General features: G+C 46.4%; 20 protein-coding genes and 1 tRNA gene. 16 read left to right on the plus strand and 5 right to left on the minus strand.

From position 1 onward, the window contains the following. Positions 1-47 precede the first annotated feature (47 nt). A complete protein-coding gene (gene queA / locus QK890_RS14355) occupies positions 48-1,106 on the plus strand; it encodes a tRNA preQ1(34) S-adenosylmethionine ribosyltransferase-isomerase QueA (RefSeq protein ID WP_005779710.1) in 1,059 nt (352 codons plus the stop codon). Next, entirely contained in the window at positions 1,106-1,567 is a 462-nt protein-coding gene (gene folK / locus QK890_RS14360) for a 2-amino-4-hydroxy-6-hydroxymethyldihydropteridine diphosphokinase (RefSeq protein WP_022012688.1), read from the plus strand. The genes queA and folK overlap by 1 nt, the downstream gene beginning before the upstream one ends. Here the strand turns inward: folK and QK890_RS14365 are convergent. After that, entirely contained in the window at positions 1,547-1,741 is a 195-nt protein-coding gene (locus tag QK890_RS14365; protein WP_005812400.1) for a hypothetical protein, read from the minus strand. The two genes, folK and QK890_RS14365, sit on opposite strands and share 21 nt — an antisense overlap. 206 nt (positions 1,742-1,947) lie before the next feature. On the opposite strand from QK890_RS14365, the gene metK reads away from it, so the two are divergent. The 8 genes from metK (at position 1,948) to tyrS (ending at position 8,240) form a co-directional block, all read left to right on the plus strand. After that, positions 1,948-3,240, plus strand: coding sequence for a methionine adenosyltransferase (gene metK / locus QK890_RS14370; protein ID WP_022012690.1), 1,293 nt, complete (start codon positions 1,948-1,950; stop codon positions 3,238-3,240). Between the two features lie 139 nt (positions 3,241-3,379). Then, positions 3,380-3,967 (plus strand): TIGR00730 family Rossman fold protein, encoded by a 588-nt coding sequence (locus QK890_RS14375; protein ID WP_032541101.1) that lies wholly within the window; start codon positions 3,380-3,382, stop codon positions 3,965-3,967. Further along, positions 3,964-4,791 (plus strand): DUF4271 domain-containing protein, encoded by an 828-nt coding sequence (locus tag QK890_RS14380; protein ID WP_032541083.1) that lies wholly within the window; start codon positions 3,964-3,966, stop codon positions 4,789-4,791. Before QK890_RS14375 ends, QK890_RS14380 begins: the two co-directional genes overlap by 4 nt. A gap of 4 nt (positions 4,792-4,795) precedes the next feature. Beyond that, positions 4,796-5,548, plus strand: a complete 753-nt coding sequence (locus QK890_RS14385; protein WP_005779700.1) for a uroporphyrinogen-III synthase — start codon at positions 4,796-4,798, stop codon at positions 5,546-5,548. A gap of 91 nt (positions 5,549-5,639) precedes the next feature. Beyond that, on the plus strand, positions 5,640-6,020 hold the full coding sequence (gene rnpA / locus QK890_RS14390; RefSeq protein ID WP_005779698.1) for a ribonuclease P protein component: 381 nt from the start codon (positions 5,640-5,642) through the stop codon (positions 6,018-6,020). Next, positions 6,017-6,238 carry a membrane protein insertion efficiency factor YidD gene (yidD, locus tag QK890_RS14395; protein ID WP_005779696.1) on the plus strand — a complete coding sequence of 74 codons (222 nt, stop codon included), beginning with the start codon at positions 6,017-6,019 and terminating at the stop codon, positions 6,236-6,238. The genes rnpA and yidD overlap by 4 nt, the downstream gene beginning before the upstream one ends. A gap of 6 nt (positions 6,239-6,244) precedes the next feature. Continuing rightward, positions 6,245-6,880 carry a TatD family hydrolase gene (locus tag QK890_RS14400; RefSeq protein WP_005779689.1) on the plus strand — a complete coding sequence of 212 codons (636 nt, stop codon included), beginning with the start codon at positions 6,245-6,247 and terminating at the stop codon, positions 6,878-6,880. A gap of 67 nt (positions 6,881-6,947) precedes the next feature. Then, positions 6,948-8,240, plus strand: coding sequence for a tyrosine--tRNA ligase (tyrS, locus tag QK890_RS14405; RefSeq protein WP_005779687.1), 1,293 nt, complete (start codon positions 6,948-6,950; stop codon positions 8,238-8,240). A 140-nt stretch (positions 8,241-8,380) separates the two neighbouring features. Here tyrS and QK890_RS14410 read toward each other — a convergent pair whose 3' ends face one another. Beyond that, positions 8,381-11,653, minus strand: coding sequence for a S41 family peptidase (locus QK890_RS14410; protein ID WP_220576243.1), 3,273 nt, complete (start codon positions 11,651-11,653; stop codon positions 8,381-8,383). 163 nt (positions 11,654-11,816) lie between these two features. Here QK890_RS14410 and QK890_RS14415 point away from each other — a divergent pair. The 5 genes from QK890_RS14415 to QK890_RS14435 all read left to right on the plus strand — a co-directional run bounded on the left by QK890_RS14415 (position 11,817) and on the right by QK890_RS14435 (position 17,165). Next, positions 11,817-11,887 (plus strand) — tRNA-Gln (locus QK890_RS14415). Positions 11,888-12,479: 592 nt separating this feature from the next. Next, positions 12,480-14,060, plus strand: coding sequence for an arylsulfatase (locus QK890_RS14420; RefSeq protein ID WP_005822549.1), 1,581 nt, complete (start codon positions 12,480-12,482; stop codon positions 14,058-14,060). A 131-nt stretch (positions 14,061-14,191) separates the two neighbouring features. Further along, a complete protein-coding gene (kduI, locus tag QK890_RS14425; RefSeq protein ID WP_005779680.1) occupies positions 14,192-15,034 on the plus strand; it encodes a 5-dehydro-4-deoxy-D-glucuronate isomerase in 843 nt (280 codons plus the stop codon). Between the two features lie 68 nt (positions 15,035-15,102). Further along, on the plus strand, positions 15,103-15,897 hold the full coding sequence (locus QK890_RS14430; RefSeq protein ID WP_005779678.1) for a gluconate 5-dehydrogenase: 795 nt from the start codon (positions 15,103-15,105) through the stop codon (positions 15,895-15,897). Between the two features lie 23 nt (positions 15,898-15,920). Continuing rightward, positions 15,921-17,165 carry a DUF4861 domain-containing protein gene (locus tag QK890_RS14435; RefSeq protein ID WP_122297060.1) on the plus strand — a complete coding sequence of 415 codons (1,245 nt, stop codon included), beginning with the start codon at positions 15,921-15,923 and terminating at the stop codon, positions 17,163-17,165. A gap of 188 nt (positions 17,166-17,353) precedes the next feature. Here QK890_RS14435 and queG read toward each other — a convergent pair whose 3' ends face one another. From queG to QK890_RS14450, 3 genes are read right to left on the minus strand one after another with little or no spacing between them, the layout of a single operon-like run. Then, positions 17,354-18,283 (minus strand): tRNA epoxyqueuosine(34) reductase QueG, encoded by a 930-nt coding sequence (gene queG, locus QK890_RS14440; RefSeq protein WP_065739800.1) that lies wholly within the window; start codon positions 18,281-18,283, stop codon positions 17,354-17,356. Further along, positions 18,283-18,897 carry a polysaccharide deacetylase family protein gene (locus tag QK890_RS14445; RefSeq protein ID WP_005779672.1) on the minus strand — a complete coding sequence of 205 codons (615 nt, stop codon included), beginning with the start codon at positions 18,895-18,897 and terminating at the stop codon, positions 18,283-18,285. The genes queG and QK890_RS14445 overlap by 1 nt, the downstream gene beginning before the upstream one ends. Before the next feature lie 16 nt (positions 18,898-18,913). After that, entirely contained in the window at positions 18,914-22,276 is a 3,363-nt protein-coding gene (locus QK890_RS14450) for a DUF2723 domain-containing protein (RefSeq protein ID WP_005812378.1), read from the minus strand. Between the two features lie 500 nt (positions 22,277-22,776). Here QK890_RS14450 and QK890_RS14455 point away from each other — a divergent pair, with 500 nt between their 5' ends. Continuing rightward, the gene (locus QK890_RS14455) at positions 22,777-24,384 is read left to right on the plus strand and encodes a fimbrillin family protein (protein WP_203463137.1); all 1,608 of its coding nucleotides are present in this window, start codon (positions 22,777-22,779) and stop codon (positions 24,382-24,384) included. Positions 24,385-24,672 lie beyond the last annotated feature (288 nt).

The raw sequence follows: 24,672 nt of genomic DNA on the forward strand, positions 1-24,672 counted from the left end.
AATAGAAAAGTAAGAAATAAAATAATTAATAAACGCACATTATTATCATGAAACTGTCGCAATTTAAATTTAAGTTACCCGAAGAAAAGATTGCTTTGCACCCTACAAAGTATAGGGATGAATCGCGCTTGATGGTACTCCACAAGCGTACGGGAGAGATTGAGCACAAGATGTTTAAGGACATCCTGAACTATTTTGATGATAAAGACGTGTTTGTATTCAACGATACCAAGGTATTCCCTGCCCGTTTGTACGGAAATAAGGAAAAAACCGGTGCACGTATCGAAGTGTTCTTACTGCGTGAGCTGAATGAAGAGCTGCGTTTGTGGGACGTATTGGTGGATCCGGCACGTAAAATCCGTATAGGCAATAAGCTTTATTTCGGTGATGACGATTCAATGGTGGCTGAGGTAATTGATAATACTACTTCACGCGGACGTACGCTCCGTTTTCTATATGACGGTCCTCATGACGAATTTAAAAAAGCATTGTATGCGTTAGGTGAAACTCCGCTGCCGCATACGATTCTTAACCGTCCGGTGGAAGAAGAAGATGCAGAACGTTTCCAGTCTATTTTCGCTAAAAACGAAGGAGCCGTGACAGCACCTACTGCGAGTCTGCACTTCAGCCGCGAATTGATGAAGCGTATGGAAATAAAAGGCATAGACTTTGCGTATATCACATTGCATGCAGGGCTCGGTAACTTCCGTGACATCGACGTAGAGGATCTGACAAAGCATAAGATGGACTCTGAGCAGATGTTCGTAACCGGAGAAGCTGTTAAGATTGTGAACCGTGCCAAGGATCTTGGTAGGAATGTATGTGCTGTGGGAACAACTGTGATGCGCGCCATTGAAAGCACGGTGAGCACAGACGGGCATTTGAAAGAATATGAAGGATGGACGAATAAGTTTATTTTCCCGCCGTATGATTTTACAGTGGCTAATGCTATGGTATCCAACTTCCACATGCCACTTTCTACTCTGTTGATGATTGTGGCTGCCTTTGGTGGTTACGAGCAGGTAATGGATGCATATCACATAGCATTGAAAGAAGGCTACCGTTTTGGTACTTATGGAGATGCGATGCTGATTTTGGATAAGTGATGAGAATATATCTGGGATTAGGTACTAATTTGGGTGATAAGGAGTTGAATCTTCGTGTCGCTGTACAGAAAATAGAAGAGCGGATAGGGAAAGTGATTTCCCTGTCCGCTTTTTATGCTACTGCCCCCTGGGGATTTCAATCTGATAATAACTTTCTGAATGCTGCGGCGGGAGTGGAGACGTCTCTGTCTCCTTTCGATATACTTGAAAGGACCCAACAGATAGAGCAGGAAATAGGGCGTTTACATAAATCACATGATGGGGTATATAGCGACCGTCTGATTGATATTGACCTCTTGCTTTATGGTGATAAGATATTACAGGACGAAAGGCTTTCATTGCCTCATCCATTGATGGACGAACGAAAATTTGTTTTAGAGCCGCTTGCCGAAATCGCACCGGACGTTGTCCATCCGGTACTTCATAAAACAATTAGAGAGCTATTTCTGGTTCTTTCGTAATTTACGGATCATCAAATGCCGTGGAAGGTAAGCCACACAGCCGATCAATACGGCATACAATATGCGCAGGTCGTCAAACGGTTGATGGTTCAGATAACAAATAAAGGCATAAATACCCACTGTGACAGCAATATACACCAATAGTATAATAGCGGTTTTTAGTTTATTTTTCATAAGATAGTCTGTTAATACGAAGCAAAAGTAGCAATAAATCCAAAATATTATCTACCTTTGCCAATGAAATGAAGTGTGGAAAGATTTGAGTAGCTTGCAACCACAGAAAAAAATGCTAAAACAACATTCCCTTCTGTATGCGTTTTCTACTCTTTTTGATTTCTGTCCGCATTCATAATTTATAATTCATAATTCATAATTTTATTATGGGATATTTATTCACATCCGAATCGGTGTCTGAAGGACACCCCGATAAAGTGGCCGATCAAATATCGGACGCTGTGCTTGACAAACTGTTGGCTTACGATCCCAGTTCGAAAGTAGCTTGCGAAACCTTAGTGACTACCGGACAGGTGGTACTTGCGGGAGAAGTGAAAACAGGTGCTTATGTTGATTTACAACTGATAGCACGTGAAGTGATCCAAAAGATTGGTTACACGAAAGGCGAATACATGTTCGAAAGTAATTCGTGCGGTGTATTTTCTGCCATTCATGAACAGAGTGCCGACATCAACCGTGGTGTAGAACGTGAGGACCCTATGAATCAGGGGGCAGGCGACCAGGGAATGATGTTTGGTTATGCAACCAACGAAACTGAGAACTATATGCCGTTGTCGCTTGACCTGGCACATAGAATACTTCTTGTATTGGCCGATATCCGCCGGGAAGGTAAAGAAATGACTTATCTCCGTCCGGATGCAAAGAGCCAGGTAACTATTGAATATGACGATAACGGTACTCCCGTGCGTATTGATACAATTGTTGTTTCAACACAGCATGATGAATTTATATTGCCGGCTGATGGTTCTGCTGCTGCCCAACTGAAGGCGGATGAAGAGATGCTGGCGGTAATCCGGAAAGATGTGATTGAGGTATTGATGCCTCGTGTCATTGCGTCTATCAATCACCCGAAGGTTCTTGCCTTGTTCAATGATAATATTGTTTATCACGTAAATCCGACCGGTAAATTCGTTATTGGCGGTCCGCACGGAGATACAGGGTTAACCGGACGTAAGATTATTGTTGATACCTATGGTGGTAAAGGGGCTCACGGTGGTGGTGCTTTTTCTGGTAAAGATCCCAGTAAAGTAGACCGCAGTGCTGCTTATGCTGCTCGTCATATTGCTAAAAACCTTGTAGCTGCCGGTGTTGCCGACGAAATGTTGGTACAGGTTTCTTACGCTATCGGGGTGGCGCGTCCGATTAATATTTATGTAAATACATACGGCCGCAGTAATGTGAAAATGAGTGATGGTGAAATCGCCGAAAAGATTGATGAGTTGTTTGACCTCCGGCCAAAGGCTATTGAAGATCGCTTGAAACTCCGTTATCCGATTTACAGTGAAACGGCCGCTTACGGACACATGGGGCGTGAACCTCAGGTAGTGACTAAGCATTTCCACTCTCGTTATGAAGGTGACCGGACTATGGAGGTAGAGTTGTTTACATGGGAAAAACTTGACTATGTGGACAAAGTAAAAGAAGCTTTCGGTTTGTAATCAGCGTAGCTTTACAGCTATTTATTATAGGGGGCCGTACTTGTTTTTATCCCATATGGGGAGAAAACAAGGCGGCCTTCTTCTTTTCTCCTTGAAATTTGGTACTTTTGCATCGTGTTTAACCAAACCCATGCAAGAAATGAACCAAATAGCTTCCGTATGTGTATATTGTGCTTCAAGTACGAAAATAGATCAGATTTATTTTGATGCAGCTGTGCGATTAGGACAGTTGTTGGCAACCCGGCATATCCGTTTGATAAATGGAGCGGGAAATATAGGGTTGATGCGGTCGGTGGCTGATGCCGTATTACAGAACGGAGGCGAAGTGACCGGAGTGATCCCTCACTTTATGGTAGAGCAAGGATGGCATCATACCGGCTTGACGGAGCTTATCGAGGTGGACAGTATGCACGAACGTAAACGACTGATGGCTGAAAAGAGTGATGCTGTGATTGCATTGCCCGGAGGATGCGGGACCCTGGAAGAGTTACTTGAAATTATCACCTGGAAACAGTTGGGGCTTTATCTTCAACCGATCGTGATATTGAATACCAATGGCTTTTTCGATCCTTTGTTGACAATGCTCGACAAAGCCATAGACGGTAATTTCATGAGGAAACAGCATGGAGATATCTGGCATGTAGCCCATACTCCGGAAGAGGCTGTGGATCTGGTTTATTCAATACCCGTATGGGACAGTTCCATCCGTAAGTTTGCTGCTATATGATTTCTCCTCAGGACTCTGTCGGTGTGCAGGTGGCAGATACTTTGCCGCAGACCTTCCATGAAGCTTGTGTTCCGAAAGATACATTGGCGGCGGTTGATTTACAGGCGGTGAGCGAGACGGTTACGGGAGTGGATGGCATATCGATCCCTTACTCTCCAAGGACGGATGACGGGTTGGCAATGATACTGCTGGGATGTTTCTTTATTTCTTCGTATGTATTGGCGCGCAGTAAGAAATTCCTGTTGCAACAAGTTAAAGATTTTATGTTGCATCGTGAAAGAACAAGTATTTTTGCTTCCTCTACAGCAGCTGATATGCGTTATCTGTTATTGTTGACTGTGCAGACTTGTGTTCTTGGAGGTGTATGTATCTTTAACTATTTTAATGATGTCCGGCCCTCACTGATGGAGCGCGTTTCGCCTCATGTGCTCTTGGGAGTTTATGTTGCTGTGTGCATATTCTATTTTTTATTCAAGTGGATTATATATTCGTTTTTGGGATGGGTGTTTTTTGACAAAAGTAAAACAGATATATGGCTGGAGTCTTATTCTACGCTGATTTACTACCTTGGATTTGCTTTATTTCCGTTTGTTTTGTTTCTGGTTTATTTTGATCTGAATGTTACCTTTTTAGTTTCAATTGGTTGCATTTTGGTAATTTTTACTAAAATATTGATGTTTTACAAGTGGCTAAAGCTTTTTTCCTGTAATATTTATGGGGTTTTCCTTTTAATTTTATACTTTTGTGCCCTTGAAATCATACCTTGTTTAATAGTCTATCAGGGTCTGATTCAGCTAAATAATGTTTTGATAATAAATTTTTAGGACGTTGAAAATTAAGAAAGTATTAGTGTCGCAGCCTAAGCCTGCTTCAGAGAAATCTCCTTATTACGACATTGCTGAAAAGTATGGTGTAAAAATAGATTTCCGCCCCTTCATCAAGGTTGAGAGCGTCTCTGCGAAAGAATTCAGACAACAGAAAGTATCGATTCTTGATCATACGGCTGTTATATTTACCTCACGCCATGCGATTGATCATTTCTTCCATTTATGTACGGAGTTACGTGTGACGATCCCTGAGACGATGAAGTATTTTTGTGTAACAGAAGCTGTTGCTCTTTACATTCAGAAATATGTGCAGTATCGTAAGCGTAAGATTTTCTTCGGAGCTACGGGTAAGATTGAAGATTTGATTCCTTCGATTGTGAAGCATAAAACAGAGAAATATCTCGTTCCGATGTCGGATGTACATAACGATGACGTGAAGAATCTGTTGGATAAGAATAATATTCAGCATACCGAATGCGTAATGTATCGTACTGTTAGTAACGACTTTATGGAAGGAGAGGAGTTTGATTATGACATGCTGGTATTCTTTAGCCCTGCGGGAGTTTCTTCATTAAAAAAGAACTTCCCTGATTTCGATCAGAAGGATATCAAGATCGGAACATTTGGATCGACAACAGCACAGGCTGTTCGTGATGCAGGACTTCGTCTGGATTTGGAAGCACCTAATGTGAAGTCTCCTTCAATGACGGCTGCTCTCGATTTGTTTATTAAGGAAAACAATAAAGGAAAATAAATGAAACGGTGAACAGCAAACGGTAAACAATGAACAGGCATATTTATCTGTAGCATTGTTTACTGTTTGTTGTTTGCCGTTTATAATTATTATGGCAAATACCCTGTGCAAGGCCGAAAGGCTGAATAGTAAGATTCTGATTGAGAAGATGTTTGCAGGCGGCTCTAAGTCGTTTTCCATCTTTCCGTTGCGTGTGGTGTATATGCCTGTGGAAAATCAGGATGCTCAGGCATCTGTTTTATTGAGCGTTTCGAAGAAACGATTTAAACGCGCGGTAAAGCGGAACAGGGTGAAACGCCAATTGCGTGAGGCGTACCGGTTGCATAAGCATCTACTATTGCAGACTTTAACCGATAAACAGCAACAGTTGGCTATTGCTTTCATCTATCTTTCGGACGAATTAACGTCCTCGGCCGAAATAGAGGAGAAAATGAAGACTCTGCTGGCCCGTATCAGCGAGAGATTGGTATGAAACGTCTGCTTTCATATATATTATTGCTTCCCATATACTTTTACAGGGCTTGTATTTCGCCCATGACCCCTCCTTCATGTCGTTTTACGCCTACTTGTTCGCAGTACGCTATTGAAGCGATTAAGAAACATGGTCCTTTTAAGGGGCTTTATCTTGCCGTCAGGCGGATACTTCGTTGTCATCCGTGGGGTGGATCTGGGTATGATCCCGTTCCTTAGTGATTTATGAATATTCTGGATATACATACACATCGGCTGCCTGCAGAACCGGGGCAGGCAATACAAAATTGTCAGCCGGCAGAATTTATTCCGCTGGCCGGTGCTTACTATTCTGTGGGGATTCATCCCTGGTACCTGACCCGTGAGAGTTTCGTCCGCCAGTGGGAACTGTTGTTGTCAGCTATCCATTCTCCTCAGGTTCTTGCAATTGGCGAAGCAGGTCTCGACAAGTTGGCACAGACGGACTATGTGTTGCAGCAAGAAGCATTTGAGAAGCAGGCTATACTTGCACACGAAATGGGATATCCGTTAGTAATTCATGCAGTGCGGTCAGCAGATGAAATTATCCGCTTTAAAAGGAAAATGCAGCCTTCTAACCCCTGGATTATACATGGTTTCCGCGGGAAAAAAGAATTGGCTCTGCAATATATCCGGGAGGGAATTTATCTTTCACTGGGAGAGAAGTATCAGGAGGAAGCGCTTCGACAGATACCTTCGGAATACTTGTTTCTGGAGACAGATGAAAGTCTGATAGATATCCATAGCCTTTATGAGCGAGCTGCTTTACTTCTGGAGATGCCTGTTTGCAAACTCATGCAACAAGTACAGCAAAACATTAATAACGTCTTTTTTAGGCAATAAGAGTTGCTTGTTCCGATAAAGAGTCGTACTTTTGCCCTAATTAAACTTTAAAACTTATTATCATTCGATGAATTTTGTAGAAGAACTAAGATGGCGTGGAATGGTGCATGACATGATGCCCGGCACAGAAGAGTTATTGGCGAAAGAACAGGTTACTGCTTATTTGGGTATTGATCCGACAGCCGATTCGTTGCATATCGGACACTTATGCGGTGTGATGATCTTGCGACACTTCCAGCGTTGCGGCCATAAACCATTGGCTTTGATTGGTGGTGCAACAGGTATGATTGGCGATCCTTCGGGTAAGTCGGCAGAACGTAATCTGCTCGATGAAGAGACTTTACGCCACAATCAGGCTTGTATCAAGAAGCAGCTGGCTAAGTTTTTGGACTTCGAATCTGATGTTCCTAATAGAGCCGAATTAGTGAACAACTATGATTGGATGAAGGAGTTCAGTTTCTTGGATTTTGTTCGTGAAGTGGGTAAACACATCACTGTAAACTACATGATGGCTAAGGAATCAGTAAAGAAGCGCCTGAACGGTGAAGCCCGTGACGGATTGTCGTTTACAGAGTTTACTTATCAGTTGTTGCAGGGTTATGACTTCCTTCACCTCTATGAAACCAAAGGATGTAAATTGCAGATGGGTGGTTCCGATCAGTGGGGAAATATCACTACCGGTACTGAGTTGATTCGCCGTACCAATGGTGGTGAGGCTTATGCACTGACATGTCCGTTGATTACCAAAGCTGACGGTGGAAAGTTTGGTAAGACAGAATCCGGTAATATCTGGTTGGATCCTCGTTATACATCTCCTTATAAATTCTATCAGTTCTGGCTCAATGTGAGTGACTCTGACGCAGAACGTTATATCAAGATATTTACTTCGCTTGATAAGGCAGAAATCGACGGGTTGGTTGCTGAACATAATGAAGCTCCGCATTTGAGAGCACTTCAGAAACGTTTGGCAAAGGAAGTAACTGTAATGGTTCATTCTGAAGAGGATTACAATGCTGCGGTAGATGCATCTAATATCTTGTTTGGCAATGCTACATCCGATGCGTTGAGAAAGCTGGACGAAGACACACTTCTGGCTGTGTTCGAAGGTGTTCCTCAATTTGAGATTTCACGTGATGCATTGACAGAGGGAGTGAAAGCAGTTGACCTGTTCGTTGACAATGCTGCTGTATTTGCTTCAAAAGGTGAAATGCGTAAACTGGTTCAGGGTGGCGGTGTTTCTTTGAATAAAGAGAAGTTGGCTGCTTTTGATCAGGTGATTACTACTGCTGATCTGCTTGATGAAAAGTATCTGTTGGTTCAGCGTGGTAAGAAAAACTATTATTTGATTATCGCTAAATAAGGAGTTTTCTTTTCCGCCTTTCATTCAGGGGGCGGGTTGAGTGAAACTTTAATATAAAAAAGAGGATGTCTCAAAAGGGGGTGCCATGTAATAGGCAAATTGACCCTGTGAGACATCCTTTTTCTTTGTGGAGTGGCAGATTAATGCTTTCCTGCTTTATCTGCCGGGAGTTCTTTCAGTAATTCCTCTACTGCCGTCTTCAATTGCGTATCTTCACCTTTGACGATTGTTTCCGGTGAGTTGGCAACTTTAATGTCCGGTTCCAGCTGTGTGTTTTCCAGATAGCTTCCATCCGGGAGTCGATAGCCTATGACAGGAATACCGAATACCAGAGATGGGTCTTGCAGGCGTTCCCATGAAACACTGGTCATAGTTCCCGGTACGGGCATACCTACCAATTTACCCAATTTCTGGTGGCTGTATACCCATGGTGTACCGTGCGCATTCGAGTAATTGGCTTCACATGTCAGCATGATAGATGGTTTGTTCCATCGGCGGCTGGGCATATCGCATGTTTCGCGTCCGCGAACAACCTGAGTGAAATACTTCTTGCCGCTGAACAATACTTCGATATCTTCGTGAAGGCGGCCACCACCATTGAAACGGGTGTCTATAACGATACCTTCGCGGTTATTGTATTTTCCTAAAATATCCGAGTAGACGGAACGGAAACTGCCATCACCCATCGATTGTATGTGTACATATCCCAGACGTCCGTTGGACCATTTGTCTACATCGGCCGCCCGTTGTTTCACCCAGCGTTTGTAAAGCAGATTGTTGAGGGTTCCGTTGCCGACCGGGATTACTACTTCTTCCCACCGTTCACCGTTTTGCGGATTGTATAGCGAAACAAGCGTCTTCTTATTGGCTTTGTCATTCAGTAACGTCAGATAATCTGTTTCGGGAGTTATTGCCTGCCCGTTGATCTTTTCAATGACAGTTCCGGCTTTCACCTTCGAGCGGGCGTGATCGAACGGCCCTTTTTCAATCACTTCCATGATCAATGCACCTTTTCCTTTGTGATTCCAGTCTGTAAGCACTCCCAAACTGGCTGTGGCATCTCCCGGAATGGATGGAGAGAAGCGGCCGCCGGTATGCGATACATTCAGTTCACCCAGCCATTCGCTCAGCAATTCGGCAAAGTCGTAGTTGTTATTGATGTGCGGCAGGAATTTGCGGTAAGCAGCAGACATGGCATCCCAGTCTACTCCGTGCATGTTGGTGTTGTAGAAACGTTTCTGCTGCTGCTTATATACATGGTCGAACATATATTCTCGTTCTGCGGCTAAATCCATTTTCATCTCTGCTTTATAGCTGATCGGCTTCAGAGTCTCTCCGCTGAGGTCCATTTTCTGCATGGTGTTGCCTCCCAGGACAAACAGGGTTTTTCCTTCTTTGTCCATATTCATAGAAGCCCATCCGGCATTCATTTTATGAAGCAGCTTGGTTTCTTTTTTGCGGAGATCCATTTTCCATAGGTCAAATCCACCTTCGAATGCTGACAGATAGTAGAGGGTTTCACCGTCTTTTGAGATGATGGTACTGCCCAGATTCGAAGAATTGGGAGTGAGGCGGATGATACGGTCTTCGAGCCCATTCAGCTCCACTACGATGTTTTTTACCTCGTCTTTCTTTTCAGTCTCTGCTTTGGGATCTTTCTTTTTGCCTTTTTTCAGGTTAGCAGAAGCTTTTTCTTTATCCTTCTGTTGCTCCTTTTCCAGTTCTTTCTGCAATTCATAATCCTCTTTACTCAGACGGAACTTATCGAAAGCATCCTGATTGAGGAATACCAGCATGGCATCGTTTTGTGAACCCCAGGAAGCATGTGCACGCATCCCATATCGTTCGGTCGTGAACAAGATGGCATTGCCGTCCAGTGCCCAACGGGGAGATCCGCTCATGTAACCACTGTTAGTCAGGTTGATGATCGGGCTGCCACCCTGTGCACTCACTAATCCTATGTCTGAATATGGATCATGCCGGTTACCGATAAACTCGAGTGTGAACCATTTTCCGTCAGGTGACCATTGGTAGTCGAAATTTCCGTCGGTGCTGAACCAAGTGGAGCCATCGGTGATCTGGCGAACCTTTTTCGTGTCTAAATTAACTACCATCAAGCGGTTGCGGTCCTCTATAAACGCCAGTTCTTTACCGTCCGGTGAGAATTGCGGATAAGCCCGTTCCACGGTTGTGGAGGGCAGTAACACTTTTTCTTCGATGATAGTGGCATTCGGGAAGTTGGCCTCCTCTTTACGGGCTATTTTAGCCAGGAAAAGTTGCCAGTTGCCGTTACGTTCGCTTGCGTAGGCCAAGGTACGGTTGTCCGGGGCGAAAGTGAGTCCGGCTTCACGTGCAGGTGTTTGGGTGATTTGCTTTGTGGTGGCATAATCTGTCGAGGTCACAAATACTTCTCCCCGTACGATAAACGCAATCTGTTTTCCATCCGGCGATACGGTTCCCGATGTCGCTCCGTTTGTAAAAGTCAGGTCTGCTATTTTATCCTGATCATCGCGGACAATGTCTATGTCCGTTTTTTGTGGAGTGGCATTACCTTTTTGAGTATATATTTCCCCGTCATACGCATAGCATAATGTTCCGTCATGACTCATTGACAAGAAACGCACAGGATGTGTTTTGAAAGATGTCACCGTTTTAAGAGACTGTGTGTTGTCCAATGGGAAGTTGTAGACATTGAACGAGCCTTCGCGTTCACTTAATATATATACACTTTTTCCGTCCGGTGAAAGGATGGGGTTGCGGTCTTCTCCGGCGTGATTGGTCAGGTTGGTATGTTTTCCTGTTTGAGTGTTGTACATCCAGATGTCACGGGTGATGGACGAAGTGTGATGTTTCCGCCATTCATCTTCAAAACCTTTACGGTCCTGATAAAGGAAGAATTCCCCCGATGTTGCATAACAAACTGCTTCGGCCGGGGTGCCCAGCACCTGTTCCGTACGTCCTCCGTTTGCAGGGACCTTGTAGAGCTCTGTCATGGCTGTTGTCGGGAACATGGCGCTTTGTGCGGGATCTTGGATGGATGCTGAAAATAGAATATATTTTCCGTCCGGTGTAAAAGTTGAAGGGAGTTCGGATGCAGAATTGGTAGTCAGTCTTTGTGCCGTACCTCCTGTCGCCGGCATTATAAAAATGTCAAAATTGCCATTACGGTCGCTGGCAAAAGCGATTTGCTTACTGTCCGGCGACCAAATCGGTGTGCATTCATACGATGGTTGTGTTGTAAGCTGGGTGGCTACCCCTCCTCCGGCAGGTACCTTGTAAATATCTCCTTTGTAACAGAATGCTATTTCTGTTCCGTCCGGCGAAATCTGTACGTCGCGCATCCATAGCGGTGATGCGGCATTGCCGGTAAGCGTGGTGAGACCCAATGCAATGCATACAAAAAGTTTTCTCATACTTACTGAATTTATTCGTTTACTTTATTGATTTCTGTAAGTACAAAGGTAGCAATTAGCCGCGGCTAACGAGACTTATTATACAAAAAAGTCTAAAAAGATTTGGAAAATAACTTGCATGGCATTATCTTTGCATCGCTTTTTAACAGAAAGCGCATGAGCTTGTCCTATGGTGTAATGGTAGCACAACAGTTTTTGGTTCTGTTTGTCTAAGTTCGAATCTTGGTAGGACAACCCCCAAATGCCTTGAAAGTAAATTACTTCCAAGGCATTTTTCTTTTTGTATGACCGAATTTCTTTTAGGTCAGCTTGTATTATCCATCATCTCCTATTCATGTTATGCTATTTACCTTAATAATTAATTGAGATGGTACGTTCTTTATCTCGTCCTGTGTACGCAGGCTTATTAGCCCGTGTACCTGTGCCCATTAGCCTTGGTATGCGTGCCCATTGGCACGGGTATGCGGGACGAGATAGAGCCTTGACCATTTATATAAAAGATAGTAAGGAAAATGAAATACTTTTCAAGGTATAAATAGATAAGGAATTAACTTTATATGTCTATATAACAGTAGTTTACTATATACTTTCTGCCAAAAATGGAGGGTGGAAGATGGAAGATAAGGGTGGAAGATTGATAGCCTAAAAAGACGATCTTCCACCATGATAAATTGCGGAATATCAGATGGTAAACTACAAAAAGGTGGAAGATGGAAGATGGAAATACTTTTTACGTATGAGTGGGTAAATTGGGGAAAAAATTTTCTTCTTTCTCTTTCTTTTTGCCTATTTTTGCCTATTCGTTAATACTAAAATCTAATAATCAATGAAACGTCGCGATTTTCTGAAGTGTTCACTTGCTGTAGGAGCAGGCTTGGCAACCTCTCCGTTGACTTATGCATTTAATGGTGAAAACCAAGAGTCAAACAATGATTCGTCCGGCTCCTCTAAGGCTCCTGCCACAAAAGGAGGGAAACCACATATCATTTTTATTATGAGTGACCAGCATCGTGGAGATGCTTTACATTGCATGGGGAATAAAGCCGTCATTTCTCCTAACATAGATAAGTTGGCTCAGGAAGGCAGCTTGTTTGTATGTGGTTATAGTTCTGCCCCCAGTAGTACGCCCGCGCGTGCCGGCTTGCTTACGGGGATGTCTCCATGGCACCATGGGATGTTGGGGTATGGAAAGGTCGCTTCCAAATATAAATATGAAATGCCCCGGATGTTGCGCGATTTGGGCTACTATACTTTTGGAATAGGGAAGATGCACTGGTTTCCACAGAAAGCCTTGCATGGCTTTCATGCTACATTGGTAGACGAGAGCGGGCGTAGTGAAACCCGTGATTTTATTAGTGACTATCGGGAATGGTTTCAGTTGCAGGCGCCCGGGAAGAACCCGGATTTAACGGGAATCGGGTGGAACAATCATAATGCCGGAACTTATAAACTTGAGGAAAGATTACATCCTACGGCCTGGACGGGGCAAACAGCCTGTGAATTAATACGGAATTATGAAAGTGATCAGCCTCTGTTCCTGAAAGTCTCTTTTGCCCGCCCTCATAGTCCGTATGATCCTCCGAAGCGATATTTGGATATGTATGAAAAGGCAGATATCCCTGTACCGTTTGTTGGGGATTGGTGTGGAAAGTATGCTGAACGTAAAGATCCGGAAAAGGTTGCGAAAGACGCCCCTTTCGCGAATTTAGGAGAAGAATACGCTGTCAATTCCCGACGCCATTATTATGCGAATGTGACGTTTATTGATGATCAGATTGGGCAGATTATTCAGGCCCTGAAAGAGAAAGGAATGTACGAGAACGCAATCATTTGTTATACGGCCGACCACGGTGATATGTTGGGTGACCATTATCATTGGCGGAAAACCTATGCCTATGAAGGTTCGGCGAAGATTCCTTATATTATAAAATGGCCTTCTGCCATGACTACACAGGCTATTAAAGGAAAACGAATAGAACAGCCGGTAGAGTTACGTGATTTTTTGCCTACCTTCATCGAACTTGCAGGGGGAACGGTACCGGATGATATGGACGGCAAGTCTTTGGTTGCACTGGTTTCAGGAAATAATGATGGCTGGCGGAAATATATTGATCTGGAACATGCCACCTGCTATAGTGCCGATAATTATTGGTGTGCGCTTACTGACGGTAAAATGAAGTATATCTGGTTTATTCATACGGGCGAAGAGCAATTGTTCGATTTAAGTGCAGATCCCGGAGAACGGAGAAATCTTTTTGGAGACAGTCGTTATGCAGACCGGTTGGCTGAGATGCGTAAAGCAATGGTTTGTCACTTGCAAGAGAGGGGAACAGATTTTGTAAAAGATGGAAAGCTGGTAGTAAGAGATCAGACCTTACTTTATAGCCCTAATTATCCAAAAGATTGATGTTATTTATCTGTGCAGGATAATTGGGCGCAATTTATTCTCAAATCCCGTTTTCTTTTCTTATTTTTGTGTCGTGTACGCAAACGATGTTTGTCTGAGCGGCACCTAATGTAAACTTATAAATAAGAAATATGAAAACAAACTATGAGATTCGCTATGCTGCCCATCCGGAAGACGCAAGAAGCTATGACACCAAGAGAATCCGGAGAGATTTCCTGATAGAGAAGGTTTTTTCGGCCGACGAAGTAAATATGGTATACTCCATGTATGATCGTATGGTAGTGGGTGGAGCCATGCCGGTAAATGAAGTGTTGAAGTTGGAAGCTATCGATCCTTTGAAAGCTCCTTATTTCCTGACCCGTCGTGAAATGGGTATTTTCAATGTCGGAGGTCCCGGCGTTGTGAGAGCGGGGAATGCGATATTTCAGTTAGCTTATAAAGAAGCGCTTTATTTGGGTTCGGGCGATCGGGAAGTAACTTTTGAGAGTGTAGATGCCGCACATCCTGCTAAATTTTATTTTAATTCGCTGACCGCTCACCGCAATTATCCTGATAAGAAAGTAACGAAAGCCGATGCGGTGGTTGCTGAAATGGGTACGTTGGAAGGCTCGAATCATCGCAATATTAATAAGATGCTTGTAAACCAGGTGCTACCTACCTGCCAGTTGCAGATGGGAATGACCGAACTGGCTCCGGGGAGTGTGTGGAATACGATGCCCGCACATGTTCACAGCCGCCGTATGGAGGCTTATTTCTATTTTGAGGTACCGGAGGAGCATGCCGTATGCCATTTCATGGGTGAGGTTGACGAAACCCGTCATGTATGGATGAAGGGCGATCAGGCAGTATTGTCACCGGAATGGTCCATTCATTCGGCAGCGGCAACTCACAGTTACACTTTTATCTGGGGCATGGGGGGTGAGAACCTTGATTATGGTGACCAGGATTTTTCGTTAATCACGGACTTGAAATAAGGTGTTTGATATGAATATTTCTTTTTAGAGAATGGAAGTGAGATGAGTTTTTTTAAAACATTATAAGTATGGTAAACTTTTCATTAAAGGGCAAAGTGGCATGGGTCACGGGTGCATCTTACGGTATCGGTTTTGCGTTGGCTACTGCTTTCTCAGAGGCAGGCGCGAAGATCGTTTTTAATGACATCAGTCAGGAGCTGGTCGACAAGGGGCTGGCTGCATATAAGGAACTGGGGATTGAGGCCAGTGGATATGTGTGCGACGTCACGAGTGAGGAGCAGGTAAATGCTTTGGTTGCACGGATCGAGAAAGAGGTCGGAGTGGTTGATATTCTGGTAAATAATGCCGGTATCATTAAGCGCATCCCGATGTGTGAGATGACAGCGGAGCAGTTCCGGCAGGTGATTGACGTGGACCTGAATGCCCCGTTTATTGTGTCGAAAGCCGTGATTCCTTCAATGATTAAGAAGGGGCATGGAAAAATCATCAATATCTGTTCGATGATGAGTGAGCTGGGGCGTGAGACAGTATCTGCTTATGCCGCTGCCAAGGGCGGGCTGAAGATGCTCACCCGCAACATTGCGTCCGAGTATGGTGAGTTCAATATCCAGTGCAATGGCATTGGCCCGGGGTATATCGCCACACCTCAGACGGCGCCTTTGCGTGAAGTGCAGCCGGACGGTTCGCGCCATCCGTTCGACTCATTCATTATAGCCAAGACTCCTGCTGCCCGTTGGGGAACACCGGAAGACCTGATGGGACCGGCCGTATTCCTGGCTTCGGATGCTTCGAATTTCGTGAACGGTCATGTGCTTTATGTAGATGGCGGTATTTTGGCTTATATCGGTAAACAACCTAAATGAATCTGATCAATACAATTGAATCAATGAAGAAGGTTTTTCTTTTTGCCGCACTCGCTTTGTTGTGTCTGGCTTGTAATGAAGCGGGTAAGTCGGTTTCTGTTACGGTATCCAATGCCACTTCGCTGGAACGTGACGGTGAGATGGTAGAAGTATCCATGAGCGAGGTTTCCTCTAAATTGCAGTTATCCGATACCGCGCAGATAGTCGTGGTGGATGCCGAAGGGCAGCAAGTACCCTATCAGATAACTTCTGACGAGAAAGTGATATTTCCGGTCAGTGTACAGGCGAATGGTTCGACTGTTTACACGATAAAGGCGGGCATTCCCCAGGAGTGTCCGGTGAAGGCTTGCGGAAGATATTATCCCGAACGGGTGGATGACGTGGCCTGGGAGAACGATTTGGTGGCTTTCCGTACTTACGGACCTGCTTTACAGGAAACCGGAGAGCGTGCTTTCGGATATGATATCTGGACGAAGTACAACACCACTGAGCCGGTGGTGGAAGCTCGTTATGAAGGCGAATTGAACCCGGATACAAAAGCTAAAATAGCAGAACTCGGGAAGACGGATCCTAAAGCCGCGCAGGAGCTTTACCGGTCGGTTTCTTATCATGTGGACCATGGCAACGGACTGGACTGTTATAAGGTCGGTCCTACTTTGGGAGGGGGCACGGCTGCGTTAATGGCAGGTGATACAATTATTTATCCGTATTGTTACGCTACCCAGGAGATACTGGATAATGGTCCGCTGCGTTTCACTGTGAGACTGGTGTATCATCCGTTGGTGGTAAGGGGAGACTCCGGCGTGATCGAAACACGTGTGATTACGTTGGATGCGGGTTCGCATCTGAACAAAACGATTGTTTCTTATACCAATCTGAAAGAGACAATGCCTCTGGCCGTCGGCATTGTATTGCATGAACCCGATGGAGCTGTGCTGGCGAATGCGGCAGAGGGATACATCACTTATGTGGACCCGACGGATAATGCGGGTAATGACAACGGTAAAATCTTTGTGGGTGCTGCGTTCCCTACTTTGGTGAAGGAGGCGAAACCTGTTCTGTTCCCGGAGAAAGAGAAGAAAGAGCTGCGCGGAGGTGCCGACGGGCATGTGCTGGCTATCAGCGAGTATGAACCGGGAGCTGACTTTACTTATTACTGGGGAGCTGCCTGGGATAAAGCCGATATAAAAGACGCTGCTGCCTGGAATGCCTATATGGCCGATTTTGCCCGGAAGATACGTAATCCGCTGACGGTAACGGTGAAATAAAAGAGTTACCTGACAAATAATCGATCATTTTGCTGGCGTCAGCAAAATGATCGCTATGTCGGGAAGGGGTTGCAGGTAGATGATATAGCGAGAACATGCGGATAATAATTGGGCTACGTGAAGGAGGCGTAAAGAAGACTGACCAGTGAAGAGCGAAAGGCTTTGAAGAACCGGTCATAGCCCGACTTTTAGTCTTCCATCTGCTTTATATTCCTTATTAGTCCGCTATACTTAGCCCTCTTCACGGCACTGCCTTTGAAGAGGGTTCTGTATTTCTCCTCGCTTAGTTGTTGCCAGTCTTCTTTCTTCATATTCATAAACTCCGGCGAGGGTTGCAGCTCCGGTGTCCGGCAAGGAGTGGCAAACCGGTTCCAGGGACAAGCTTTCTGGCATTCGTCACATCCATAAACACGGTTTCCCATCAGAGGGGAAATAGAGGCCGGAATTTCGCCTTTATTCTCTATAGTGAGGTATGAAAGGCAACGGCGTGCATCCAGGCCGTACGGGGCTTCTAAAGCCTGCGTGGGGCAGGCTTGCAGGCAGCGGTTACACGTCCCGCAGCGATTCGGCCGGGGGCGGTCGTATGTGTCGGCTTCCGTGTTCAGGAAGAGTTCTCCCAAGAAGAAGGCAGATCCGGCATGGGGGATGATCAGCTGGGTATTCTTCCCGATCCATCCGAGGCCGGCACGCCAGGCCCAATAGCGTTCGGGTACGGGGGCGGTGTCACAGAACACACGTCCGTCCAGTTCCGGTACGTCTGATTCCTGTATGAAGCGGAACAGGGTGGTCAGCTTCTCACGCATGAGGTCGTGATAATCCATCCCATAGGCATACCATGCGAATTGGTACTCGTCCTCGGGTAACCGGGTAGCGGGGTAGTAGTTCAGGGCTACGGAGACTACGCAACGGGTGCCTTCGACCAGCAGAGCCGGATCGCAGCGCTTGTCGAAATGGTTGGCCATATAAGCCATTTCGGCGTGCCTGCCCGAGCCCAGCCATTCCTTCAGAAAGTCCCGGTGTACGGGATCGACCGGCCCGGCCGGTGCTATGCCGCAAGCAGAAAAGCCGAGGCGCAAGGCTTCGGCTTTCAGGGCTTTACTGTTTATCTTCGTTTCCATTATAGGATCTTAAATTCGTATCCTTCCTCTTTCAGGAAGTCGATGGCACGGGGAAGTGCGTATTGCAGGTTTCCGTTGTTCCAGGACTTCAGCGAATCGTGGAAGGTAATGATGGACCCGTTGCGGGCATATCTCATCACATTGGCCAGCACTTGCGGCGGGCGGAGCTTCTTACTGTAGTCTCGTGTGACGAGGTCCCACATGACGATCTTATAGTGGCGCTTCAGCGTCATGTACTGCATCCAGCGCATGTGCCCGTGAGGCGGACGGAACAGGTCCGTTTTCATCAGCTCGTTGGCCTTGTCTGTATTGGCCAGATAATTTACCGACAGATATTCGAAGCCGCGGATGTGGTTGAACGTATGGTTGCCGATGCGGTGTCCGCGTTCCACTACCATACGGAACACATCCGGATGCTTGCGGATGTTGTCGCCTACCATGAAAAAAGTAGCCTTGATGTTGTGTTTGTCCAGCAACTCCAGTACCCAGGGCGTCACTTCCGGAATGGGGCCGTCGTCGAAGGTCAGGTAAACTGCCTTCTCGTCAGGGTCCATCCGGAAGATAGCGTCGGGATAGATTGCACGGAAAAACCAAGGCGGTTGCTCTATAAACATCTTCTTCGGTTACAGATTACTGATGGACTTTCATGCGTCCTACGTAAATGTTATATAGTTCGTTCACTTTCGGAGTATAGTTGCCGGCCAGTTTCGACTTGTATTTCTCCATCATTTTGGCTTCCATATCCAGTGCGCTGAGGTGCATGATGAATTCACGCTGCGACATCAACAGATGATTGTCGTCCAGGCTGAGATACCAGGTGAGGTATTCCACAGACTTGTTCGCCAGTTCGTCGATGATCTGATCGGCTTTCGCGGTATCTCCCAACTGGTAGTAGGCTTCTGCCATCTCGAGTGCCCCGTTCTGGAAGTCGTAGGGTACGTTGAAGGCGGGAATCATCTTTTCGGCATATTCCAATGCGGCCAGCGCCTTGTCTTTCTTGCCTTCTTTCATCAGCTGTGTGATGAGTTGGGCGAAGATGCGGCGATGGGTGTAGCACATGCGCATTGTGTTCTCGTCGATGTAGATGCCCGGCTTGTCGATGCCTCCGAACTTGAATTTGTTCATCAGGTTGTCGTACATCTTCTCGCTGTCGATGGTTGCTTCGAGTGCTTCCGTATCGAACGGGGTGAAGCGGTACGTGAGACCTTCCTGGATGAAATGCCCGCGCATATTCAGTTGGTTGTCCGTGCCTACGGTGATGGCCATGTAGATGGGGCGTTCCCAGTTGGCGTTGGCCAGCATCTCGAGCATCATCAGCTCGCTCTTGTAGAGGGCGCGTTTGGGGTTGCCCTTTTCGTCTTTGAGCGAGATGTGCATATAGTCGGGGATGGAGTCGCCCAACGCTGCCGGGATCATCATACCCGAACGGCGTACGGCTTCTTTGTCGATCTTGACAACGATGCTGTCGGTCGGTATCACCGCTTGTCCGTCTTTGGTGCGTACCCAGTATTTCAGGATATTCTTCAGTTCGTAAGGATTGTCTCCGAATTGTGCCCGGATGTTGTTCAGGGCTTCCGGGTTCTTGCCGTTCAGGACTTCTTCTTCGGCGGCTTTGTAGGCTTTGTCTATCTGCTTCTTGAAGTCCGGGCGGATGGGTACGTATTCGTTCTGTCCCTCCACGTATTCGGTTCTGTCCCAGGTGATGGGCAGTGCGGGGGAGTCATAAGCCGGGCGTTTCATCTGGTCGATGTACCAGTCGGTCTGCAGGTAGCTCAGGTTACAGGTGCGTGCGTCGGTGCGGAAACCTTCTGTCTCTTGGTTGTACCACAGCGGGAAGGTGTCGTTGTCGCCGTTGGTATAGATGATGGGGTTGCCGCTTTCCTGAAGTGACATCAGGTAGTTCTGTCCGAAGTCGCGTGCCACGTAGCGTCCGCTGCGGTCGTGGTCGTCCCATGTCTGGCTGGCCATCTGTATGGGTACGAGCAGGCAGACTGCCGACGTAAGGGCTGCTGCGGGAACTTCTTTCATGTATCTGCGCAGGAGGTGGACGATGCCCGCTACACCCATGCCGATCCAGATGGCGAAGGCGTAGAAGGAGCCTGCGTAAGCGTAGTCACGTTCGCGGGGTTGTCCCGGTGTCTGGTTGAGGTAGAGCACGATGGCTATACCGGTCATGAAGAACAGGAAGAATACCACCCAGAATTGCTGGATGCCTTTCTGTCCGCGCCATGCCTGCCAGAAGAGTCCGATGACTCCCAGCAGAAGCGGGAGGCAGTAGAAGACGTTGTGTCCCTTGTTGTCCTTCAGTTCCTGTGGCAGAAGGCTTTGGTCGCCGTACATGAGGTTGTCGATGAACGGGATGCCGGTGATCCAGTTGCCGTGCTCTATTTCGCCGCTGCTCTGGATGTCGTTTTGTCTTCCGGCAAAGTTCCACATGAAGTAGCGCCAGTACATGAAGTTGAGCTGGTAGGAGAAGAAGAACCTGATGTTGTCCCACTGTGTGGGCATGTTTACCATCAGCATCTCTCCGCATTGGTCGTAGGGGACGTCATATCCGGTGATGTTTTGCCAGGATTTATAATAAGCGGCGTGTGCCGAACTGTACATGCGGGGGAAGAGCATGTTCTGCGCGTATTCATATTCCACGCGTCCCGGAAGTTCGACGTACGAGTCTTTCTCGTCCGGTGAGGTTTTCTCTTTGCGGACGTATTTGGTGTCCGCACTTTTCTGGCGGGGAACACAATAGCCGTCTTCCACGTCGAGTGCTACTTTCGAGGAGTAGGCCGGGCCGTAGAACAACGGGCGTGTGCCGTATTGCTCGCGTCCTAAGTATTCGCCCAGCGTGAAGATGTCTTCCGGTGAGTTCTGGTCCATCGGCGTGTTGGCTACCGAGCGGATCACGATGAGGGCATACGAGGAGTATCCCACCATGATCATCATGGTGCAGAGCAGCGCCGTGTTCATGGTGCGGGCGGACATGCGTATCTTGGCGTTGAGCTTCGATGCGTAGAAGAGGTAGAGGGCCAGTGCGCCCAGTACGAGGATGCCGATGATGACGGCGCCTGCTCCGTGTCCGTAGAACGGGATGCCGAGCATGGCGATGGTCAGCAGGAAGGAGAGGTTCATGCGGGTGCGGCTCTTCTCGTTGTAGCTTTCGTAGATGCCCCAGATGATGGCGGCTGCCAGCAGGGCGATGTAGACGATCACGCCGGTGTTGAACGGCATTCCGAGGGAGTTGACGAACAGCAGTTCGAACCAGCCGCCCACTTTTACGACGCCGGGTACGATGCCGTAGAGCACCGCTGCCACCAGTACCATCGATCCGGCGAGTGCCAGCAGGGAGCCTTTAGCGTTGGCGCCCGGCACTTTCTTGTAGTAGTATACCAGTACGATGGCCGGCAGGCAGAGCAGGTTGAGCAGGTGCACGCCGATGCTGAGGCCTGTGAGATAGGCGATGAGGATGATCCAGCGGTCGCTGTGCGGTTGGTCGGCAACGTCTTCCCACTTCAGTATCAGCCAGAATACGATGGCGGTGAACATCGAGGAGTAGGCGTATACTTCTCCTTCGACGGCCGAGAACCAGAATGTGTCGCTGAATGTATAGGCCAGTGCGCCTACCAGTCCGGAACCCATGACGGTGATCAGTTGTCCGCGTGTGATGGCGTTCTCGTCCGTGATGACGAGTTTGCGGACCAGGTGCGTGATGCTCCAGAAGAGGAACAGGATGCAGGCGCCGCTCATCAGCGCGCTCATGTAGTTGACCATTTTGGCTACCAGTGCCGGGTCGTTGACGAATTGCGTGAAAAGGTTGGCCGTGAGCATGAAGAAGGGTGCTCCGGGGGGGTGTCCTACTTCCAGTTTATAGGCGGTAGTGATAAATTCCGGGCAGTCCCAGAAACTGGCTGTGGGCTCTATCGTCATGCAATAGACGGTAGCGGCGATCAGGAAGGTGATCCAACCCACGAGGTTGTTTACGGTTTTGTACTGTTTCATTCAGACTATAGTTAGTTATTTGTTAACATGATAGACGGGCGCAAAGATAATGATTTACGTGAAGATAGCCGTAGAAAGTGTAGAGTTTTAGGAGTTTGGAGGGGAGAATTAAGAAACGGTAACGGTTGTTCTTAAATTTAAGAATAAGAATAATTGAAGATGAAGAATTATCATATGGGAGAATCAAAACAGGAGTTTCAAAAGACGTTCGTCTGATGCAACAAAGATAAGCCGCTTTTTTCATCTGTGCAAATCTTTTTACATCATTTTAATTATCAGCCATTTATCTCTTCTTTTTGTATTCAGCGCACAGAGCAAAGACCGTGTTTCAAAAAACGAACGTCTTTTGAAACACAAGAGCCGTTCTATCTATCTAACTTACACAAACTTACCGCAAAATAAAAGCTGTATTCACAACCTGCTATAGCCGGCCTGTCCATTCTTAATGGGAAGGCCATGCTGAGCATGATCTATTTTATTCACTTTTAAACATTTGAATTATGAATACAAAGGCAAAACTTCTGTATGTAGGCTTTCGTGCGTTAAGCACATGCTGTGTGTGCGCGGCTTTTTTAATGATAACATCGTGTGGAGACAATGTTGTAAACCCTGACAGCCCCGAACCGGACGGAGGGGATGTGATCCCTATTACGGTCAGCCGGGTTGAGGATGGCAGCTATATGGAAAGTCATGTTGATACTCCCGCCACAACCGGGGGAAGAACGCTTGTAGACGAATGGGTACCGGTTAAGGAATCACCCGCCAGCAGGGCCATACCTGCTGCCGTACCTTACGAGGGTCCTTCAGTGGTCCGGATGACACTCCGCGAAGAGCCGCAAGTCACTACCCGTGCCGCTACATTGGGCAACGGCATTTATTTCCGGTTGATCGCTTTCCGTAAGGTGGGCAGCAATTACGTGTTCCAGTCGGCAGCGGATTTTACGACGAACGGGGCTTCCGCTCCCACACTCAGGCAAGGAAAGTTACTCACCAGAGCGGGAACTGTCCGTGTGATCGGATACTCGTTCAATAGTACGACAGCGATGGGAACGATTCCTTCAGCCTATGCTTATAACGGTACTTCCGTCACTATCCCGAATATGAGTAATGACTTTATGGTTTATGATTCGGGGGATATGGCAAATGTGAGTACAATCAACCACAACCTGTCGGTTAGTTTCACGCAAAAACTCTGCAAGCTGACGGTTAAGCTCTCCTTGTCGCAGTTTGGAAGCAACACGTTTACCAACTGTACGGGCGTATATGTTTCTCAGGGCGGTAATGCGTCCGCCTGGACGATAGGTCCCTCTACAAATAATGTAAGTGCCAATACCGGAAATACACCTACATTCAATATTGGCAATAATTCTACTGCCACTGTACGGTTAGTCCCTTTTTCGGGTTCCCGGGCAATCACGGTACATATCGGTACGTTGAAACTTAGTAATTACTTTAACGCGGATAACCGGAATATCACCTCGAGCCAGAATGTACAGTTGCTACCAGGAAAGAGTTATACCATTACGCTAAAGTTTGAATTGGGAGTACAATTGGCGGCAAGTAACATTAACCTGACACAAAACGGATGTACCACAAATGATAAGAATGATTTGGCAAAGCTGAGATGGGGCACGGGAAATTTAAAAAGTATGGGAAACGCCAATTACGTGTGGGCACCTTCGCAGACAGAAACCGGATATTACTATGCCTTCAATAAACTTTATGATGGCAGTACCGGAGATCCGTGTTCTAAATTGAATACTGCATATTATGGCACAAGCTGGCGAACACCAACTAAAAATGAACTGGAAAAACTGGCACGATGTACAGATAAAGTTTATACTAATGGAGGTATGTGGTTTACACATCAAAGTCTGGGGTTATTTTTAAAAGCTGGAGGAATGCGACAGGAAAGTGGAGCGGGTACAGGTGGAGCGGGATATACAGATCATGGGTGTTACGTGACTTCAACACTAGGGAGCAGTGGAAGTAATTGTTATGTTATGGAATTTACAACAATAACTGTAGTGGTCAGTAATACTGGTGCTTGGTGGTCTCTCCTAACTAATGGTTATTTTGTCCGTTGTGTAAAAGGCACCAAACAATAATATTCACTTTTGAACTAACCTATTAAACAAACTTGATTCAAAGGTTAGCATGAGGACAATGTTGTGTCACATGCAATTATAAAAGGCATGATAACGAGATTATAAAAGTGCTGATAACTTGGCACCTCCATACATGTTGAACGAAATGAGAAACAAGATTCTTTGCTATGGACAGAAAGCGTTTTGTCTATAGCAAAGAATCTGACATTGAATGAATATTTGACTAGTGCCAGTTTGTTTCGTGCTATAGATAAGTTCTGTAATGTAGTGGAGATAAACTGGAAATTA

Source organism: Bacteroides sp. NGMCC 1.200775 (genome assembly GCF_040798045.1).
GTDB lineage: Bacteria > Bacteroidota > Bacteroidia > Bacteroidales > Bacteroidaceae > Bacteroides > Bacteroides hominis.